Annotated in this window: 19 protein-coding genes; 5 read left to right on the top strand and 14 right to left on the bottom strand. The window is 68.2% G+C overall.

Going from position 1 to position 19,326, the window contains the following annotated elements:
* The 3 genes from ACLJQ7_RS19180 to ACLJQ7_RS19170 all read right to left on the bottom strand — a co-directional run bounded on the left by ACLJQ7_RS19180 (position 1) and on the right by ACLJQ7_RS19170 (position 3,452).
* A complete protein-coding gene (locus ACLJQ7_RS19180) occupies positions 1-618 on the bottom strand; it encodes a TetR/AcrR family transcriptional regulator (protein WP_410649539.1) in 618 nt (205 codons plus the stop codon).
* Between the two features lie 189 nt (positions 619-807).
* On the bottom strand, positions 808-1,791 hold the full coding sequence (locus ACLJQ7_RS19175) for a phosphotriesterase (RefSeq protein ID WP_410649538.1): 984 nt from the start codon (positions 1,789-1,791) through the stop codon (positions 808-810).
* Between the two features lie 5 nt (positions 1,792-1,796).
* Positions 1,797-3,452 carry an AMP-binding protein gene (locus ACLJQ7_RS19170; protein WP_410649537.1) on the bottom strand — a complete coding sequence of 552 codons (1,656 nt, stop codon included), beginning with the start codon at positions 3,450-3,452 and terminating at the stop codon, positions 1,797-1,799.
* Positions 3,453-3,528: 76 nt separating this feature from the next.
* Here ACLJQ7_RS19170 and ACLJQ7_RS19165 point away from each other — a divergent pair, with 76 nt between their 5' ends.
* Positions 3,529-4,359, top strand: a complete 831-nt coding sequence (locus ACLJQ7_RS19165; RefSeq protein ID WP_410649536.1) for an enoyl-CoA hydratase-related protein — start codon at positions 3,529-3,531, stop codon at positions 4,357-4,359.
* 37 nt (positions 4,360-4,396) lie between these two features.
* Here ACLJQ7_RS19165 and ACLJQ7_RS19160 read toward each other — a convergent pair whose 3' ends face one another.
* The 3 genes from ACLJQ7_RS19160 to ACLJQ7_RS19150 all read right to left on the bottom strand — a co-directional run bounded on the left by ACLJQ7_RS19160 (position 4,397) and on the right by ACLJQ7_RS19150 (position 6,517).
* On the bottom strand, positions 4,397-4,732 hold the full coding sequence (locus ACLJQ7_RS19160; RefSeq protein ID WP_410649535.1) for a hypothetical protein: 336 nt from the start codon (positions 4,730-4,732) through the stop codon (positions 4,397-4,399).
* A gap of 250 nt (positions 4,733-4,982) precedes the next feature.
* Positions 4,983-5,768 (bottom strand): SDR family oxidoreductase, encoded by a 786-nt coding sequence (locus tag ACLJQ7_RS19155; RefSeq protein ID WP_410649534.1) that lies wholly within the window; start codon positions 5,766-5,768, stop codon positions 4,983-4,985.
* Positions 5,765-6,517: an SDR family oxidoreductase gene (locus tag ACLJQ7_RS19150; RefSeq protein ID WP_410649533.1), complete on the bottom strand. Its 753-nt coding sequence runs from the start codon at positions 6,515-6,517 to the stop codon at positions 5,765-5,767. Before ACLJQ7_RS19150 ends, ACLJQ7_RS19155 begins: the two co-directional genes overlap by 4 nt.
* A gap of 107 nt (positions 6,518-6,624) precedes the next feature.
* Here ACLJQ7_RS19150 and ACLJQ7_RS19145 point away from each other — a divergent pair, with 107 nt between their 5' ends.
* Both ACLJQ7_RS19145 and ACLJQ7_RS19140 read left to right on the top strand, forming a co-directional pair.
* Complete coding sequence (locus ACLJQ7_RS19145; protein ID WP_034322756.1) at positions 6,625-7,239, top strand: TetR/AcrR family transcriptional regulator; 615 nt, start codon at positions 6,625-6,627, stop codon at positions 7,237-7,239.
* Between the two features lie 159 nt (positions 7,240-7,398).
* Positions 7,399-8,772 carry an MFS transporter gene (locus ACLJQ7_RS19140; protein ID WP_410649532.1) on the top strand — a complete coding sequence of 458 codons (1,374 nt, stop codon included), beginning with the start codon at positions 7,399-7,401 and terminating at the stop codon, positions 8,770-8,772.
* On the opposite strand, the gene ACLJQ7_RS19135 is transcribed toward ACLJQ7_RS19140, so the two are convergent.
* Positions 8,731-9,690 carry a helix-turn-helix transcriptional regulator gene (locus ACLJQ7_RS19135; protein WP_410649531.1) on the bottom strand — a complete coding sequence of 320 codons (960 nt, stop codon included), beginning with the start codon at positions 9,688-9,690 and terminating at the stop codon, positions 8,731-8,733. The two genes, ACLJQ7_RS19140 and ACLJQ7_RS19135, sit on opposite strands and share 42 nt — an antisense overlap.
* A 259-nt stretch (positions 9,691-9,949) precedes the next feature.
* Between ACLJQ7_RS19135 and ACLJQ7_RS19130 the strand changes: the two genes are divergently transcribed.
* The gene (locus tag ACLJQ7_RS19130) at positions 9,950-10,387 is read left to right on the top strand and encodes a nucleoside deaminase (protein ID WP_410649817.1); all 438 of its coding nucleotides are present in this window, start codon (positions 9,950-9,952) and stop codon (positions 10,385-10,387) included.
* A gap of 162 nt (positions 10,388-10,549) precedes the next feature.
* Here the strand turns inward: ACLJQ7_RS19130 and ACLJQ7_RS19125 are convergent, their stop codons facing one another.
* Positions 10,550-11,803 carry a GGDEF domain-containing protein gene (locus ACLJQ7_RS19125; RefSeq protein ID WP_410649530.1) on the bottom strand — a complete coding sequence of 418 codons (1,254 nt, stop codon included), beginning with the start codon at positions 11,801-11,803 and terminating at the stop codon, positions 10,550-10,552.
* A gap of 224 nt (positions 11,804-12,027) precedes the next feature.
* Between ACLJQ7_RS19125 and ACLJQ7_RS19120 the strand changes: the two genes are divergently transcribed.
* The gene (locus tag ACLJQ7_RS19120; RefSeq protein ID WP_410649529.1) at positions 12,028-12,978 is read left to right on the top strand and encodes a chitinase; all 951 of its coding nucleotides are present in this window, start codon (positions 12,028-12,030) and stop codon (positions 12,976-12,978) included.
* A gap of 93 nt (positions 12,979-13,071) precedes the next feature.
* Here the strand turns inward: ACLJQ7_RS19120 and ACLJQ7_RS19115 are convergent, their stop codons facing one another.
* From ACLJQ7_RS19115 to ACLJQ7_RS19090, 6 genes are all read right to left on the bottom strand, one after another.
* Positions 13,072-14,634, bottom strand: a complete 1,563-nt coding sequence (locus ACLJQ7_RS19115) for an ABC transporter substrate-binding protein (protein WP_410649528.1) — start codon at positions 14,632-14,634, stop codon at positions 13,072-13,074.
* Between the two features lie 19 nt (positions 14,635-14,653).
* Positions 14,654-16,588, bottom strand: a complete 1,935-nt coding sequence (locus tag ACLJQ7_RS19110; protein WP_410649527.1) for a hypothetical protein — start codon at positions 16,586-16,588, stop codon at positions 14,654-14,656.
* Positions 16,589-16,855: 267 nt separating this feature from the next.
* Positions 16,856-17,377, bottom strand: coding sequence for a hypothetical protein (locus ACLJQ7_RS19105; RefSeq protein WP_410649526.1), 522 nt, complete (start codon positions 17,375-17,377; stop codon positions 16,856-16,858).
* A gap of 123 nt (positions 17,378-17,500) precedes the next feature.
* The gene (locus tag ACLJQ7_RS19100; RefSeq protein ID WP_410649525.1) at positions 17,501-17,770 is read right to left on the bottom strand and encodes a hypothetical protein; all 270 of its coding nucleotides are present in this window, start codon (positions 17,768-17,770) and stop codon (positions 17,501-17,503) included.
* 86 nt (positions 17,771-17,856) lie between these two features.
* Positions 17,857-18,489: a TetR/AcrR family transcriptional regulator gene (locus ACLJQ7_RS19095; protein ID WP_410649524.1), complete on the bottom strand. Its 633-nt coding sequence runs from the start codon at positions 18,487-18,489 to the stop codon at positions 17,857-17,859.
* Complete coding sequence (locus ACLJQ7_RS19090) at positions 18,486-19,325, bottom strand: SDR family oxidoreductase (protein WP_410649523.1); 840 nt, start codon at positions 19,323-19,325, stop codon at positions 18,486-18,488. Before ACLJQ7_RS19090 ends, ACLJQ7_RS19095 begins: the two co-directional genes overlap by 4 nt.
* Position 19,326 lies beyond the last annotated feature (1 nt).

The following is a 19,326-nucleotide window of genomic DNA, read 5'->3' as shown; positions in this document are numbered from 1 at the left end:
CTACTCGGGTCGCAGCGCGGCCAGCAGCAGATCGGCGAAATGGTCGCCGATCTGGCGGGCCGAGAGCGCGCCGCCACGCCGGTACCACGAACCGAGGTGGTGCACGGAGCCGAAGAAGAAGTCGACGATCACGTCGGCCGGTTTGTCCGCGCGGAACTCGCCGGACCCCTGGCCTTCCTCGATCAGCGTGCGGAACCGCTCGTGGTACTTGCGGCGTTCCGCGCGGACGGCTTTCTGCTTCTCCACGCTGAGCTGGTGCATGGACTGCATGAAGATCGTGTTGTCGTCGAGATTGTCGATCGTGCTGACGACGACGTCGGAGGCGGCGGAACGCAACCGTTTCCGCAGCGGGGCTTCGCTCGAGACCACTTTTTCCAGTTGCTCGGTCTGTGCGCGCAGCACCCGGGCGTAGATCTCGTAAAGGAGGTCGTCCTTGGAGCCGAAGTAGTGATACATCGCGCCCTTGGTGACCCCGGCCGCCTCGACGATCTCCTGCACGGAGGTGCGGTCGAACCCCTTCTTGGCGAAGAGCTTCGTGGCATGCGACAGCAGACGGCGCGGGACGGCGGCCTGGTCTTCGCCGCCGGCCTCGGCCTTCCTGGTGGTCGCTCGTGTCATGACCGGCCCCTTCTCGTGCGGACACTCAGCATACCGGCCGGTTTGTCGACGCCCGGCGAAAGGGGCTCAACGTCTTACCGCTCCCTAGCGGGGCGAAGGGCGCCATCCCCGCATGCCATGCGCCGAAAGCTCCCTTCACCACACGAGACACGGGGAAGGCCCCTTCAGCACTCGCCCGAGACGAAGGGGTCAATACGCGACGGCGTGCTCGAAGAACCGCCGGGGATTGCCGACCAGCATCGTCGTTATGTCCTTTTCGGAAACCCCTCGTTCCCGCAAAGCGGGCAGCACGTCCCGAGTGATGTGGAGGAAATGCCAGTTGGGCGCCACGGCGGCCATCTTGTCCTGCTCGAACCAGTCGATGAAACAGGAGGCGTCATGGGAGAGGACCATGCTTTCGGCGTATCCGCGCTCGCACATCGCCGCGACCGTGGCCACCCGGTCTTCGAACGACAGCAACGGGTCGAGCCCGAAGCGGTCCATCCCCAGCAACGATCCCTTGTCGGCGATCTCGGTGAGGTAATCGAGGTCGGCGCTGTCGCCGCTGTGGCCGATGAGGACCCTGCTCAGGTCGACGCCTTCGGTCGCGAAGACGGTCTGCTGCTCGAGACCCCGCCGGGTGGGTGCGTGGGTGTGGGTCATGATCGGCGCGCCGGTCTGACGGTGCGCCTTCGCGACCGCGCGCAGGACGCGTTCGACCCCGGGGGTGACGCCGGGTTCGTCGGTCGCGCACTTCAGCAGGGCCGCCTTCACCCCGGTGCCGGCGATCCCGTCGACGATGTCACCGGTGAAGAGGCCGACCAGCGGGTCCTCGCCGTCGTCGAAGACGAGGCCCGGTCCGCGATGGTGGAGGTAGTGCGGCACGTCGTTGTAGGTGTAGAGCCCGGTCGCGACGATGATCCGGAGCTCGGTCTCGGCCGCGACCCTCCGCACGCGCGGGATGTAGCGGCCGAGTCCGATCACGGTGGGGTCGACGATGGTGTCGATCCCGGCGGCCTTGAGTTCGTCGAGCCGCCGGATCGCGTCGGTGACGTGTTCGTCTTCGCGGAATCCGTCGTGCTCGGGATGGTTCGCCATGAACTCGGGGCTGAGGACGAACAGGTGCTCGTGCATGAGCACTCGGCCCAGCTCACCGGTGTCGACAGGCCCGCGAACGGTTTCGACCCGTGCCATTCCGCTCAGCTCCTCTCTCGGAGTTCGCGGCGGAGGATCTTGCCGCTCACCGTCTTCGGCAGTTCGTCGAGCACCTCGATCACGCGCGGGTACTTGTACGCGGCGAGGCGTTCCTTGCAGTACGCGACGAGGTCCCGGGGGTCGGGCGTGGTGCCCGGCGCCGGGCTGACGTAGGCCTTCACGGTCTCGCCGCGATATTCGTCCGGAACGCCGACCACGGCCGCTTCACGCACCGCCGGATGCGTGTACAGGACGTCTTCGACCTCTCGCGGCCAGACCTTGAACCCGGAGGCGTTGATCATGTCCTTCTTGCGATCGACGACGTAGACCCAGCCGCTCGGCTCCATGAAGCCGATATCGCCGGTCAGGAGCCTGCCGCCGGGCAGTGCCGCATCGGTCGCCTCCGGCCGGTTCCAGTAGCCGGGGATCACCATCGGACCTTCGACGGCGATCTCACCCGCCGTTCCGAACGGGAGCTCCTCGCCGTTTTCGCCGAGGATGCGCACGATGGTCCCTGGTACGGGCAGGCCGATCGAGATCGTGCCGGACGCTTCGTCGATGGGCGCTTCCAGGCTGCTCGGGACGACGATGCAGCCCGCGGTCGTCTCGGTGAGCCCGTAACCGTTGTGGATGTAGTGGCCGAACCGTTCGCGGAACATACCGACCACGGCGGGTGGAAGCGCGGCACCACCGGAGTACAGCAACTCGAAGGAGTCGAAGTGTTCACGGGTGACGCCGGGGTGGGCCATCAACGCCATGTACGCCGTGGACGGGCCGACCGTGTACACGGGCTTGTGTTCCAGGAAGGCGTCGAGCACGACACCGGGCTCGAACCGGTACGCGAGCGCGAGCGTACCGCCGATGTCGATGGCAGAGGCGATCTCGCAGACCATGCCGGTGATGTGGAACAGCGGGGCGAGGCCGAACAGCGTGGCCCCCTCGCGGAGACCGCTGAACGTGCTGAGCACGGCCGCGTTCGCACCGAGGTTGCCGTGGGTGTTCATCGCCCCCTTCGGTGTCCCGCTGGTGCCCGAGGTGTAGCTGATCAGCGCGACGTCGTCGGGGCTGAGGCGGGGATCAGGGAGCGGGTCTCCCGCCGCGGCCCGCGCCACCGTCAGCAGATCGGCGGCGCCGGGTGTCGGCTCCCGCCTGATCTCGCCGAACACTCGCGAATCATCGCGGGCCTGCAGGTCGAGCTCGCTGGTGGTCAGCGCGATGGTCACGCCGCTGCCGGGAAGGATCGGGCCGATCCGGCGGTTCCATCCGCTCTGCGAGCAGACGACCGCGCGAACCCCCGCGTCTTCGAAGACATGCTGGAGTTCCCGCTCGCGGTACATCGGGTTGACCGGGACGACGATGCCGCCCGCCTTCCACGCGCCGAGCAATGCCAGCACGAACTGCGGGATGTTCTGCAGGACAAGGGCGAGCCGGTCGCCAGTGGCGAAACCGGAGGCCAGCAGATGACGCGCGACGCCGTCGGAGAGCCGGTCGACCTCGCGGTAGCTCATCGTGGCGTCGAAGTAGGCCATCGCCGTGGCCTGCGGAGAGCGCTGGACCGCCCGCCGGAAGGACGCCGGGACCGTGGTCGTTTTCGGTGTTTCCGCCGCCTTCATCCGCTCTTCGTAGGCGGCCAGCCACGGCTTCGCTTCGTACCGGCTCATGCAGGTTTCCTCCCTGACAAGTCTCGACGCGCCTGTAAGCATCCGCTTAGTATGTCGATGACGCAAGGAGGTCGACGTGACCGATCAGCTCTCACCGTCCGAAATGGACACTGTAGACACCCTGGACACGGTCCGGTACGCCGTGGACGGCGCCGTCGCCACGATCACCTTCGACAAACCCGAGCGCGGCAACGCGATGGACCAGCCGATGCAGATCCGCTACGGCGAACTGCTGGGCGAGGCGTCGGCCGATCCCGCGGTCCGTGCCGTCGTCGTCACCGGCAGCGGGCGCTCCTTCTGCCCCGGCGCGGACCTGGGATTGCTGGAGAACATCTCCGCCAGCGGCACGGGCGCGCCGGAACACGAAGGCTTCCGAAACGTCCTCGCCGCCGCGTATGCCGACGTGCCCGTGGTCGCGGCGATCAACGGCGGCTGCGCAGGGCTCGGTTTCGTGATCGCCTGCGCCGCCGACGTCCGGTTCGCCGCGGCGGGCGCGAAGTTCACCACCGCTTTCGCGCGGCGGGGCCTCATCGCCGAATACGGGGTGGCGAAACTGCTGCCCGAACTCGTCGGCCGCGGCCGGGCGCTCGATCTGCTGCTCTCCGGGCGGACCTTCACCGCCGAACAGGCGTACGAGTACGGCCTGGTGCAGGAAATCGTGCCGCCGGAAGAGCTTTCACCGCGTGCGATGGCCTACGCCACCGAACTCGCGATCCACAGCGCGCCACGCTCCATGGCGCTCGTCAAACGGCAAGTGCTTCGAGAAGCCGGGCTCTCCCTCGAAGATTCCGCCCGCGAAGCCACCACCCTGATGCTCGAATCCTTCGGCCACCCGGAACTTCCCGAAGGCCTGGCCAGCTGGAACGAACGCCGTCCGCCGAATTTCCCGCCCTACCAAGGAGATTAGGCCGCCCCGGACACGAGTCCGGGGCGACCCGACCGCATCAGACGGTTTCGCGCGTGGTCACCGCGTCCTTCTCGGCGGCCAGCGCGGTGCAGGTGCGCACCCACAGTTCCCAGCCGCGCAGCGCCTGGTTGCAGTTCCAGCCGGTCCAGCGGCCCGCCTGCGCGCCCTCGTTGCCGGCACGGTTGCAGGAGGTTTTGCTGCTCCAGCCCTCACTCACCTTGCGGTACGGCGTGCAGGAGGCCGCCGCGACGTCACCCGACGCCCCGGCCGCGCACGGTTCCGCGGTGCTCGCCATCGCCGATCCCGCGGTCAGTACCGACCCCGCCACGGCTGCGGCGAGCACGAACCCACGGACCACGAAGCGTTTACTCATCGAGTTTCCTTACCGCGAGCAAGACCCCTCACCACAGTGGCCGATCCGCCGACGAAGATCAACCGCCATGCGCCGGACGAGTCGCCTTGACGCCTGACGCCGCTCCGGCCGTGATCGGACCTGTCACGCCTGACCGTGTGGGTTTCGGGTCATCCAACGCCCCGAAATCCACACAGTGCCGCCTGACAGGTCCGCTCATGCCGATCCGGTTCCCGGCGACCATGAACCACTTCGACGGGTCCAGCGCTGCTCATTCCCCGATGACCTGCTCCACCTTGCGCTGCAGCTTGTTCATCCCGCCGAGCCAGCGATCGGTCTGCGTGGCCCGCGCGGCGTAGTAGTCCGCGACCTCGGGGTGCGGCAGCACCAGGAACCGGTCGGCGGCGATGGCCTCGAACAGCGCGTCCGCGACCTGCTCCGGCTGGATCGCCGACGCGCCCATCAGCAGTTCGCCCGCCGGGCCGGTGTTCTCCAGCATCGCCGTCCGTACGCCCTGCGGGCAGATGGCCTGCACGGTGAGCCCGCGGTGCCGGTAGGTCGCCGAAAGCCATTCGGCGAAGGCGAGCGCGCCGTGTTTGGTCACCGAGTAGGACGCCGAACCGAGACTGGTCAGCAATCCCGCCGCCGACACCGTCGAGATGAAATGCCCGCGGCCGCGCTCGAGCCACGGCGGCAGGAGCAGCCGCGCCGCGCGCACGTGCGCCATCACGTTGACGTCCCAGATCCGCGCCCAGTCCTCCTCGGGCGCGTCCACGCCGCCCATCGGCGCGATCCCGGCGTTGGCGCAGAAGACGTCGATCTCGCCGAGGGTTTCGCGCGCCGCCTCGATCAGGGACGCGACACCCGCTTCGCTTGCGGCGTCACCGGCGACGGCGGTCCCGCCGATCTCCTTCGCGACTTCGGCTGCGGCCTCCCCGTTCAGGTCGCCGACGACGACCCGGGCGCCCTCGGCGGCGAACCGGCGGGCGAGGACGGCCCCGATGCCGCCGCCCCCGCCGGTGACGACGACCCCGGAACCGGTGAACGACGCGGTCACAGGCCACCCGCCAGCGTGACGCCGCCGTCGAGGACCACCGTCTGCCCGGTGATCCAGCCCGCCTCTTCCGAAAGCAGGAACGACACGGCGCTCGCGATGTCCGCCGGAACGCCGAGGCGCTTCATCGGGTACGACTCGGAGACCTCTTCTTCGCGGCCTTCGTACAGCGCGGTCGCGAACTTGGTCTTGACCACGGCCGGTGCGACGGCGTTCACGCGGATCTTCGGGCCCAGTTCGAAGCCGAGTTCCTTGGTGAGGCGGATCAGCGCGGCCTTGCTGACGCCGTACATGCCGATCCCGGGCGAGGCGCCGAGCCCGGCGACGGACGCGACGTTCACCACCGCGCCACCGTGCTCCCCCATCCACGCGTCCCGCGCCCGGCGGGTCCACGAAAGCGGCGCGAGCACGTTGACGGCGAAGATCTTCGCGGCGGCCCCGGGGTCGATGTCCAGGGTCGGCCCGAACACCGGGTTGATGCCGGTGTTGTTGACCAGCATGTCGAGCCTGCCGAAGGTTTCGATGGTCTTGGCGACGGCCTCGTCCTGGTGCGCCTCGTCGTCGGCCTTGCCCGGAACGGCGATGGCGACCGCCTCGCCACCCAGTTCGGCCACCGCTTCGGCCAGCGGCTCCGGCTTGCGCGCGGTGATGCACACCTTCGCGCCACGCTCGACCAGGTCCTTGGCGATCCCGAGGCCGATACCCCGGCTGGCGCCGGTGACGATCGCGACGCGATCCTTGAACGAGTTCACTCTTCGATCTCCTCTGCAATCACTAAGCGAGCGCTCACTTACAATGGGAAGGCCGGGAGGCGGTGTCAAGCCCACTGCCCGGTACGAGCGTCTGGGAGGATCTGCGGATGACCATGTCGCTGTCGGCCGAACTGTGGCCCGACGTCCAGCCCGAGACGGCACGGCGGCTGATGCTGGCCGGGGTCGAATCCTTCGCGCGGCGCGGCTATCACGCGACCACCACCCGGGACATCGCCTCGGCGGCGGGGATGAGCCCGGCGGCACTGTACGTGCACTTCCCGTCCAAGGCCGCGTTGCTGTTCGCGATCTCGAAGTACGGCCATGAGCAGACACTCTCGCTGGTCGAAAGTGTCGTGGCACGGGAGACCGACCCGGTCGAGCGGATCCGGCTGCTGGTCGAGGACTTCGTGGCGTGGCACGCGCGGAGGCACACCGTGGCCCGCGTGGTGCAGTACGAGCTGCACGCGCTGCCCGACGAGGAGTTCGAGATCGTCGCGAAACTGCGCCGCCGGATCGAGCAGGTCGTGCGCGAGGTCATCACCGAAGGCGCCGCGACGGGCGTGTTCACCGTGGGCGACCCGCACACCGCCGCCCGTGCCGTGCTCTCGCTCGGTGTCGACGTCTCCCGCTGGTACAGCGAGCGAACGCGCCAGACCCCCAAGAAGCTCGGCCAGGAGTACAGCGAGCTGGTGCTGCGCATGCTCGGCACGAAACTCTCCTGACCAGTACTGAATCGACCTTTCCCGGCGATACCGCCACCAGAGTGACATACCAACCGGTCGGTATCGAGAATTACCCGTTGAGACGTTGACCACATACTAAGCGGTTGTTAACTTGCCCGGACTGCATCGCCGCAGCAGCGCCGAGCGAAGGGCATCCAGATGGCCGACACCGCACCGAACGCCCCGGAAACCGCCGCCGAACCGACGATCACCGTGTCCCAGCGCCGAAGGGCCGCGACCGCGGCGGCACTCGCCTCCTCGGTCGAGTGGTACGACTACTTCGTCTTCGGGATCGCGGCCGCGCTGGTCTTCGGGAAGACCTTCTTCCCCACCACCAACGCGGCGGCCGGCGTCCTCGCCTCGTTCGCGACCTTCGCGGTCGGCTTCCTCGCCCGGCCGCTCGGCGGGATCATCGCGGGCAGTCTCGGCGACAAACGCGGCCGGAAACCCGTGCTGGTACTGGCGATCGCGCTGATGGGCGCGGCGACCACGCTGATCGGCCTGCTGCCGACCTACGACACGATCGGCATCGCCGCACCGATCCTCCTGGTCCTGCTCCGGCTCGTGCAGGGGGTCGCCGTCGGCGCCCAATGGGGTGGCGCGATGCTGCTCGCCACCGAGTACGCGCCGCCCGGCAAACGGGGTCTCTACGGCAGCCTCGTGCAACTCGGCGTCCCGATCGGGGTCGTACTGGCGAACACGGTGTTCCTGATCGCCGCCCAGGTCGCGCCGCCATCGGATTTCCTCGTCTGGGCATGGCGGATCCCGTTCCTGGTGGGCGTCCTCGTGCTCGGGCTGGCCTGGTACATGCACGTCAAGATCGACGAAACCCCTGAATTCCGTCGCGCGGAAGCGAAACTCGCCGCCGAGGAACGCGGCCGCGCCAAGTCGCCGCTGCGTGACGTCCTGCGCGACCACAAGGGCACGGTGCTGCTGGCCGGCGGTTCGTTCATGGTCAACACCGCCACCTTCTACATCCTGCTGAACGGCGTCCTCGACTACGCCACCCGCCATCTGGGGATGTCGCGGACCACCGTGCTCGTCGCGACCCTACTGATCAGCACCCTGCAGCTGGCGATCATCCCGCTGTCGGCGAAACTGTCCGACCGGATCGGCAGGCTCAAGATCTACACCTTCGGCGCGGCGGGCGTCGCGCTCTGGGCGATCCCGATGTTCCTGTTGATCGACACGGCCTCGCTGCCACTGTTCGTGATCGCCTCGTTCGTCGGATCGCTGTTCCTCGGCATCATGTACGGCCCGCAGGCGGCACTGTTCGCCGAGCTCTTCACCGCCGAGATGCGCTACACCGGCGCCTCGCTCGGCTACCAGATCAGCGCGGTCGTCGGCGGCGGGCTCGCGCCGTTCATCATGGTGCTGCTGCTGGAATCCACCGGGACCTCGATGTCGGTCTCGCTCTACATCATCGTGCTGGCCCTGATCTCGCTCGGCTCGATCGGCCTGCTCGCCAAACGCGCACGGTCCACTTCGGACTCAGACGACCGCGCGCGCGAAACGGTCGGCGACCAGCCGTAGCCGCTCCTTGACCTCGTCCGGCGCCTCTTCCACCACGAAGTCGACGTCCCAATGGGCGAGGTAGTAGGGCATCACGGAAAGGTCGTTGGAGCCGACCCGGACCCGGCAGGTGTGCTCGTCGATGGCCTCGATCGTCCCCACGGTCGGGGACACGTATTCGGCGAGCGAGTCCGCCGAGGCGTTCACCCGCAGCACCATCTGGTGCGGATACGGCGACGAGGTGATCCCGCGGGAGACGTACGCGGCGAGGTCCTCGGCGGGCGGCTCCCTCGGGGTGAACCGGAAACTCGTGTCCGGGACGCCGTCGATGCGGTCGACGCGGAAGGTCCGCCAGTCGTCACGGTCGAGGTCGAACGCGACCAGGTACCACCGGCGCCCGGTGTGCACCAGGCGCAACGGCTCGATGTAGCGCTCGCTGACGTCACCGTTGTGGCTGCGGTAGCCGAACCGGAGCCGCTGATGGTCACGGCAGGCGGACGCGATGACCGTCAGCGCCGCCGCGTCGATGACCGGGACGACGCCGCCGAGCGGGATCATCGCGGTGTTCAACGCGGTGATCCGGTGCCGCAGCCGTGCGGGCAGCACCTGCTCCAGTTTCGTGAGCGCGCGCACCGAGGTCTCCTCGATCCCCGAGACCGTCCCGTTCGCGGCCGTGCGGAGCCCGACGGCGACCGCGACGGCCTCGTCGTCGTCCAGCAGCAGCGGCGGCAACGCGGCCCCCGCGCCGAGCCGGTAGCCGCCCGCGACGCCGGGCGTGGCGTGCACCGGGTAGCCCAGCTCGCGCAGCCGCTCGACGTCGCGCCGGACCGTGCGGACGTCCACCTTCAGCCGGTCGGCGAGATCGGCGCCCGGCCAGTCGCGACGCGCCTGCAGCAGGGACAGCAGCCTCAGCAGCCGTGCCGACGTGCCCGTGGTCATCGGTTCGCTCGCTTCATGGGAGGAGTGTGGCAGATATTCAGGACAGGTCCGGTCCGCATTGAGGCGGGCCGGCTGGGCGATCACGGGCCGGGCGCGGCGCGCATGTCCCCATCACCCCATCGGCCGACCACGCCGACGTTGCGAAAGCCACTTTCGCAACGTTGAAGGTTGCGAAAGTGGCTTTCGCAACGCGTCGCCTTCCCCTTATCGCGCACCACTCACGAGCCGTAAGGTGACCTACGTGATCGATCCCGCGCGCATGTTGTCCGTCGCCCGTGAAGAGGCCGAACTCGGCAAGGCCGAGGGCGGGGTCCCGATCGGTGCCGCTCTCTTCGACACCGCCGGCGTCCTGCTCGGCCGCGGTCACAACCGGCGGGTCCAGGACGGCGACCCGTCGATGCACGCCGAGACCTCGGCCTTCCGGAACGCGGGCAGGCGGCCGCACTACCGGGACACGATCATGGTCACCACGCTGTCCCCCTGCTGGTACTGCAGCGGGCTGGTGCGCCAGTTCGGCATCGGCCGGGTCGTCATCGGCGAGGCCACCACGTTCGAAGGCGGGCACGGCTGGCTCGAGGAGCACGGCGTCGAGATCACGCTGCTCGACGATCCGGCATGCACCGCGCTGATGACCGAGTTCATCCGGGATCACCCGGACCTCTGGTTCGAGGACATCGGCGTCCCGGCCGAAAGCTAGCGCGTGTTTCACGAGTCTGTTCGATGGGCTTCGTGATCCAGGTGGTTCCTCGACGGTGCGGGGCGGATCGGCCTCGTACCGGGTCGTACTCGGCCGCATCCGCCCGTGCCGTCAGGGGCCGCCTGGGCGCGAAGACCGCGAACTTGACTTGTGAAACACGCGCTAGGCCTCGAACACGACGGTCCGGTTGCGCCCGGCCCCCTTCGCCGCGCGCAGCGCCTGATCCGCCGCGCCGACGAGCCGGTCGAGCGTCTCACCGCAGGCGGGATGCGACGACACTCCGATCGAGACGGTCGCCCCGGCGAACTTCCCATCCAGTGAGACGAAGGTCGAGGAGATCCGGAGCCGGATGCGTTCGGCGATGGCGTGCGCGTCGAACCGGCTCGTGCCCGGCAGCAGGACCACGAACTCCTCGCCGCCGAACCGGCCGACCAGGTCCGCGGCTCGGACTTCGGCGCGCAAAGTGTCCGCCACGGCCCGGAGGACGTCGTCGCCGACGTGCCTGCCGTACCGGTCGTTGAGCCGGGCGAAATGGTCGAGGTCGAGCATCAGCAGCGAAAAATCGGCGCCACGGCCGCGAAGCAGCTCGAACTGGGTGCGGGCACCGTCCAACCAGGACGACGCGGTGAGCAGTCCGGTGCCGGAGTCCGTGCCCGCGTGGCCACGCAGGGCGCGCATCGTTCCCGCCCGGTGAAGTACCACGAGTGCGCCCGCGAGTACCACGGTGACCAACGGCCAGTCCGCCGCCGACCAGGCGAGCAACAATCCGAACGCGACCATCGCCGCGTCGAAGGCGAATCCCGACGGTTCCGCCCCGAATTCGGCCGCCGGTGCGGCCAAAGCGGCGTCGACGGACAGGAAGACCAGTCCGGTCGCGAAAACCAGGGCGAAACTTTCGAAATCCCTTGCCGCGCCGATGAACGGCTGCGCACCCAGCAGTACCGGGATGATCGAGGCACCGAGCGCCGAAAGCATGGTCGCCGACGCCGCGAACACCTGCCGATGCGGAATCCCGCGCCGGATCCGGAACCAGCGATGTCCCGCCGAGGCGGCGACGAGCACCGCGGCCAGTGCGGGCGGCAGCAGGAGCGCGCCCGCGAAAATCCACGCCGCGTCCAGCCCGGCGCCGAGCCGGGTGTCGGCGCGGGACCGCTCGACCGGGCGCGAAAGCTCCGAACTGAGGATCATTCCGGTCAACAGAGCGGAAAACGGAAGAAACGACGACGACGCGGGCGGCCGCAGCACGAAGAGATAGGTGGTGGCGGCGATGGCGGCGAAGTCGACGAGGAGCAGATACCCGATCAGGCCGCGCCTGGGTATTTCCCACAGGCACCACGACCCCAGTATCCGCCGCGGCGCGGCGAGCCGGTCTCTCCGGTCGCGGCTTCCGGTCGCCATCAGGGAGTCCCCCACCATTTCGGCAAACTAGCCGGTAATCGCGATGGTGTCGATCCGCTTTCCGGGTCATGACCCCCCTACTAAGGTCGGTCGTTTCCGGTGGGTGTTCCGGTGAATTCTTGACAGTCCTCAATGGTCTAGTCCACCGTGGGTAAGCGCACTCTCCAGGTTGATACGCCGCGTCAAGACGGAGGTGCTCCACATCTGCGCGCCTCGCCGCGCGCGAAACAGTTGGAGGACCGATGAAATCCTTACGACGCTGGGCGACACTGGCCACCACTGTCGGCGCCGCTCTCGCCACGACCGCCGGCCTCGCCCCCGTCGCCTCGGCGGCCCCGGACCCGGTGCTCGCCTCGCCCTATCTGTACCAGTGGTCGGGACAGACGGACCCGATCGCCGCGATGAACGCCACCGGCGTCAAGGCCTTCACCCTCGCGTTCATCCTCTCCGACGGCGGCTGCAACCCGAAATGGGACGGCAGCCGTTCCCTCACCGGCTCCGACGCCACGATCATCGCCACCATCCGGGCCAAGGGCGGCGACGTGATCCCGTCGTTCGGCGGCTGGTCGGGCACGAAGCTCGGCCCGAAATGCGGCACAGCCGCCGCCCTCGCCGGCGCTTATCAGAAGGTCATCGACGCCTACAAACTCAAGGCGATCGACCTCGACGTCGAGAACACCGACGAGTTCGAGAACCACACCGTCCAGGACCGGATCCTGAACGCCGTCAAGATCACGAAGCAGAAGAACCCCGGCCTGCGCGTGGTCATCACCATCCCGACCGACGTCGGCGGCCCCAACTCGCACGGGAAGCGGCTCATCAACCAGTCCAAGACGCTCGGCGCGGGAGTCGACGCGTGGTCGGTCATGCCGTTCAACTTCTCCAGCGGCGGTGACATGGCCGGCAAGACCCGCAGTGCCGTGGACGGGCTGAAGAACGTCGTGAAGTCCACATTCGGCCTGAGCGACGACGCGGCCTACCGGCGCAGCGGCCTTTCGTCGATGAACGGCAAGACCGATGTGGCGGGCGAGACCGTCAGCTTCGCCGACTTCCGCGCGATCCGGGACTACGCGGCGAGCAAACATCTCGCCCGGTTGTCGTTCTGGGCGGTGAACCGCGACTGCAACAACTGTGCGGGAATCCCGCAGGGCAAGTACGACTACACCAAGATCGTGGCGGGTTACACCGGCTGACTTCCGTTCCCCACCGGTGTCAGTCCGTGAAGGCCTTCTTCCCTACTCTCAAGGTAGGGAAGGAGGCCTTCACCACGTCGCCTCCACAAAGCGTCAGCGACCGCAGTCCGGCGCCGTGTTCAGCGGCCGCCCGCGCGACCACACGAGGTCGACCGGATGCACCGAACCGTCCGGATCGATCGACAGAATCGGCAACGCCTTGTCGAGCTGATTCCCCGTCGTCCGATCGAAGGCGATGGCTCCGGTGGCGCCGGGCACCGAGGAATTGCAGTCGATGTTGCGCACCACGTTCGGCACCGAGACCGGATCGGCCGACACGTTGTCCCCTGCCGCCCGGACCGCGACGGCCACCGCGTCGTGCTCGATCATCGCGGCGCCGTCCCACAGTCCGCCACGCGGGAACCGCCGCGTGAACTCGGCGACGAAATTGTCGTGGTTCTTCTTGTAGGTCGGATACGCCGGATCGGCGGCGAACATGTCCCACTGGTCGGGATAGGCCAGCGCCGTGTACCGGAGCCGGATCCCGATGTCCTTGTCCAGCGGCAAGGCCTGCCCGGCGAGCGTGCTCGCGTCGTCCCCGGTCATCACGGTCACCGAGTCGAGCCCTTCACAGGCGCCGTCCCCGGCCAGTGCCTTCACGAACGCGCCGAGATCGAGCCCCCGCCCGGCGAAGTAGATGAGATCGGGTTTGGCGCCGCAGATGTCGGAATGGTAGCCGCGGAACAGGTTCCGCAGATAGTCCTCCCTCGATGCGTCGAACAACGGGATGCTGTTGTATCCCTTGGTGAACAGGACCGGAACCTTCGACGCGCTCTGAAAGGCTTCCGCGAGCGTGGTCGCGTAGGTGTCCTCCACGCCGGTGCCCCGGATCATCATCACCCGGCGGAAACCGTGCGCCGCGATGTACTCGGCGGCGGCGCGTGCCTCGTCGGTGTTGGTCGGCCCGACACGGAAGAAGTTGTCGATCCGTTTGCCCTGCGGATCGACGTTCATGTTGTCCGCGGTGACGGTGGCGCCGATCGTCGCGATGCCGTTCGCGGACAGTTCCGCGACCAGCGCCCGGCTGTGCTCCGAGCTGACCCCGACGTCGGTGACGGCGACGATGTGCTGGCTCGCCGCGGCCGCGATGATCTCCTCGGCGACGTCCTTCCAGTGGGTGGCGTTGCTGCCGTAGTTGGCCAGCAAAAGCCTGATTCCGGCCCGGCCGTTCCTCGGCCACGCGGCGGTGATGGCGCCCTGGATCTCGTGTTTCACGAACTCGATCGGCTGACTGTCGACCTTCGGATTCGGGGTGAAGTTCTCCAGCACCACGATGGTCCTGAAGTCCGTTCCCGCTTCGTCATTGCGGGCCTTGATGAGTTGCTCCAGTTCGGCGAACGGGTCGTTCTCCCGCATCGGACCGGACTCGAGATTGATGCCGACGCAGGCATAGGACGAGCCTGACGATTTCTCGTCCGCGTCCACCGAACGCAGGCCGGCCCCACAGTTCTCCCACGGTTTGATCGCGACCAGGAGTGCGCCGAGGAGGACGACCACGACCGCCGAGAGCAGGGCGCGGTGGCGTTGGGCCCAGCCGCGCGGACGCACCGGCGGGCCGGCAGGCGCGCGATGGCGGGTACGGGAAAGCCGGGTCTTCACCGATTCGAACCAGGACATCACGGAGTTCCGTTCGAGTTCAGGGGAACTCGCCGCGACGGGCGAGATCCTTGGCCGCCACGAGGGCGCCGACGTCGGGACGATGCGAGGTCGTGGCCAGCGCGGCGAAAGCGTTTTCGATCACCTGCTGCTGGTCCAGACCGCGGACCGCGAACGGGTTGGCGGTCAGCCAGCCCGCCGCGATGAGCCGGGCGATGTTGTTGCGGATCTCGGTCCGGCCGTCCGGCTGGCAAGCGGAGTCCAGATTGACGAGTTCTTCGTACAACTCGGCGTGTTTCCGCCCGGGCGGCAGGTCGTCCGGCGCGTGCAGGACGAGGTGGAGCTTCGCGATCCACTCGGCGTGCGGGATCCGGTTGAACTCGCTTTCGAAGAAGCTGACCACCGCGCCGATGTCGCCCAGCGCGAGGTTGCAGTAGGCCAGCCGCACGGGGTCCTGCGCGGTGTCCGGGTCGTCGCGCAGCGCCTCGAACTGGCCGGCGTAGGTCGGCCCGTCATCGCGCCGTGCCAGCGCGGACACCAGGTTCGCGGCGATCCACGGGTGCAGGGCGGCCTGGCCCTCGGTGGTGGCGGCGGAGTTCTTCGCCGTCACCCACAGCGCGATGCGCAGTTCGGTCAGGATCCGCCCGACGTGCGGCTGGTCGATCCGGCTCTGCGCGGCGTCCGGGATCAGCCAGGGCGCGGTGGCGAACGGGGCGGCGGTCACGAAGTCGTCGATGTGGACGCCGTCGAGATGTTCGGTCAAGCCCAGTTCCTTCAACCTGCGGTAACACGGATCCTGCTCGCTGTCGGCAGCGGTGGTGAGCACGTCACGGGCGCCTTCCCGTACCTCTCTTCCCCGCAACGTGCCCGCGATCCGCTCGATCGCCGACGGCAGCCCACCGGTCGCCAGATGCGCGAGTTTCACCTTGGGGGTCGTCGCACCGGAATCGAGGACACGCGCGATCTGCCCGATCGGCTGCGGCGTGAGCATGACGGGGTAGTAGGGGGATTCGAGCTCCCCCGCGCGCGGATTCGCCCAGTCCTCGTAGCCTGCCTCCTCGCAGGCGACCACCGGCCGGACCGCGGGCGGCGCCGAAGCCGCCGGTTTCCACGGCGCCAGCCATGCCGTTCCCCAGTCCTGGTGCCACCGCCCGCTGGTGGCGACGACCAGCAGCGCGTCGTGGGTGTCCCGGTCGTTCGGGTGTTGCAGGACGTACCGTTCCCGCGCGGCGATCAGATCGGCGAGGAACTCCGTGCCGCCGGCGTGATCGACGTCGTCCAGCAGCAGCACCCAGTTGTGCCAGTGCCTGTGGCGCTCGGAAAGGTCACAGGCACACGGGCTCTTCTCCTCCGGTTTGGCCATCTTCCGGTGGTTCTCCCGGACGTCACCGAGGAAGGCCGCGATCAGCCATTCGGTGACCGCCTTGTCGTCCCGGGCAGTGCCGTGCGCGAGCCGGTTGAGTTCGATCAGTGCGTCGAACGGATCCTTGCCCTCGGCGTTCGGGAAGTCAGCGAGGTACTTCAGCGCCTTGCCGAGCCGTGGCCGGATGTTCCGGACCAGATGCGGGAACGCCTGGCGGAACACGTCGGCGTAAGCGGATTCGACGAGACCCGTCGCCTTCGCGGTATCCGTCAGCGTGTTGAGCAATTCGTCGGCCTGCGGCGTCCAGCGGATTCCATGGAAAGTGGTGATCAGTGTCTTGAGCTGATTCCGGTCATCATTACGATTCCGCCCCGGCAGATCCGCCTGGACCGCGATCAACGCAATGGTGAAGCGGACGAACTGCGGTTTCGGCCGATTCCGCCATTTGCTCGACAGCGCGTAGGCAAGCTTCGTCAGCACGTCGACCGTACTCGGCCGGTCGCCGCGTCCGAAGTCGAATCCGGCGTGCACGACACCCCAGCCGAGGTCGTGCCGGATCGCCTCCAGCGCCGTTGTCTTACCCGAACCGACCGGTCCGAGCAACAGCGTCACCGGTTGCGGCCTTGAAGGTGCCCCCACCTCGCGATTGATCAGCATTCTCCGGGTGAGCTTCACCGCGGGAGAATGTCGCCCCACACTCATCTTTCCTGTTCAGCCCCTAGCTGTGGTCCGGAAGGGATCGAAGATTGCGGACCATCGTAGGGAGCTGATCGAACTCAGGGCACGGGAATGGGCACACCGGACACGAAAGGACGAAATCCGGGGAGAACCGTAATCATCATTCGACGGTGAGCGATACCTCTGCTCACCCGATCGGCGCTATCCGCCCCACTGCGGCCACCGGCCGCCACCGGGATATCCGCCGTGATTCCAGTCGTAGTACCACTCGTGATGACCGGCACGCGGATCCGGCCGTTCCTCGGGCGTGGGCGCCGGCGTGGGCGTCGGGGACGGTGTCTCCGAGCCGTGCATCGACGCGGTCATCGGCGGCGGAGGCGCGACGCTGCCGCCCGAAGGCCCCGACGGGACAGGTGAAGGCACCGCGTCGTCCGGCACCTCGACGGCCTGCGGGGCGATGATCAGCGACGGCGGCGAGAGGGGCATCCCCGGGATGACCTCGGCCTGCTCGGCCGGGGTGAGCAGCACGGCCAGCAGTCCGCCGACGACGACACCGCCCGCCGAAAGCGCCGAGATCCGCCGGATCCTCCTGCTGCCGGAAGCGGCGTCCGGGGCCCGGTGCTTCGGCCCGCGCGGCCCCCGGCGACGGGGTGCCGCGCCGGCTTTCCGCATCAGCTCACTCAGGGCGTCCTCGCCGGAATCACGGCGAGCCGTGCGTGCCATCGGCACCTCCCTACCCGGTTCGCCGCTCGGTGGCGACGGCCTCGTCCCGGGGTGGATCCTAGGAACGCGGGAGGTGGTTGTAAACGGTCGTCGTCCACTGCGGACAGACGATGCGGTGAAGGGTCAGGCGGCTGCGGTGACCGCGATGGCGGCTTCGCCCGCCTCGGTCAGCTCGGCGGACACCCGGCCGGTGACCGCGGAGAGGCCGGTGGACTCGGCGGGGCGGATGTAGCCACCGTGAGCCAGCGCGTGCGCGGTCATCTGATCACAACAGGCGAACCCGTCGATGAAGAGATCCGGCTCGCAGCTGCACGACATCTGGGCACGGCGCGCCGCGACCGCTCGCAGCATCGCCATCGCGCGATGGGACAGTTCGACCTCTGAACCGGACACCGGACGGACCTCTCTCGATCAGCCACCTGAATCAGCAGCACTTACACCGTGTTATCGGCCGCTGCTCCATCAGTGTTAACAAGATCTCAGACGTTGTCGGTGACTTCTCGGTTCCGTGAGATCTTCGCGGGCGCCAAAGTGGGTTCCAGTACCCGCGCCCACTGGGCGACGATCTGCTTGCGCCGCTTCGTGTCGTCGGTCAGCAGACTCGCCAGGCCCAGGCCCCGGGCAAGATCGAGAGTGGCCTGGACCAGCTCGCGAACGCCCTGGTGGGACTCGTCGACACCGAGCAGTTCGACGGTCACCCGGTGCGCCTCCCTGCCGACCCGGGCTTCCAGCGGCACCAGCGTCGCGCGCAGCGACTCGTCGGTCGACGCCGCGACCCACAGATGGAGCGCGGCGCGGAACATCGGCCCGCCGTAGAGGTTGAGCACCATGTCGACGGCCCGTTCGATCCGCGAGCGCCCCGACGGCAGTTCCGCCGCGCGGGCGCGCAGTTCCACGATCTGGATCTCGCCGACATGCTCGACCGCGGCCGCGACCAGATCCTCCCTGGTCGGGAAGTGGTGCTGGGCGGCACCGCGCGAGACCCCGGCGCGTTCGGCGATCAGCGCGACGGTGGTCCCGTTCCAGCCCAGCTCCGCGATCGTCTCGACGGCGGCCTCGACCAGCCGCCGCCGAGTCGTGCGGCTGCGCTCCTGCTGTGGTTCGCGGATCACGGGGTACGGCCTTCGACCCAGAAATCGAGCTGCAGGTCTTCCTCGCGCCCGCCGACGCGGTACTTCGAGAAGTCCGTGATCCCTTCGGCGGCCAGCACCTCGTCGTCGAGGTAGAAGTTCCCCGTCGCCTCGGTGCTCGGTTTGGTCAGGATCGCGTGCGCCGCGTCCGCCATGATCTCCGGCGTCCGCGACCTGGCCGCCAGTTCCGCGCCGACGACGTTGCGGATCGCCGCGGTGTCGATCGTCGTCCGCGGCCACAGCGAGTTCGCCGCGATCCCGTACCGCCGCAGTTCCGCGGCGAGCCCGACCGTCACCAGGCTCATCGAGTACTTCGCGATGCTGTACGCGAGATGCCCGGCCTGGAACCACTTCTCGTCGAGGCTGATCGGCGGCGACAGCGTCAGGACATGCGCGTTCTCCGCCTGCTTCAGGTACGGAATGGCGAGTTTCGACAGCAGGAACGACCCGCGCGCGTTGATGTCCTGCATCAGGTCGTAGCGCTTCATGCTGACCGTCTCGGTCGGGGTCAGGTCGATCGCGCTGGCGTTGTTGAGCACGATGTCGATGCCGCCGAACTGCTCCGCGGTCCTCGCGATCGCGGCCTCGACCGACGTGTCGTCCCGGACGTCGCCGACGATCGGCAACGCCTGCCCGCCGGCGTCCTCGATCGCCTTGGCCGCGGTGTAGAGCGTCCCCGGCAGCTTCGGATGTGGCTCGGCGGTCTTCGCGAGCAGGGCGATGTTCGCTCCGTCGCGGGCGGCGCGGACCGCGATGGCCTCGCCGATCCCGCGGCTGCCGCCGGAGATGATGATCGTCTTGCCGTGGAGCGTGCTCATG

Source organism: Amycolatopsis sp. cmx-4-54 (assembly GCF_046548895.1).
Lineage (GTDB): Bacteria > Actinomycetota > Actinomycetes > Mycobacteriales > Pseudonocardiaceae > Amycolatopsis.
Note: the sequence above shows the minus strand (reverse complement) of the source record. Positions and strands in the feature narration are given on the sequence as shown.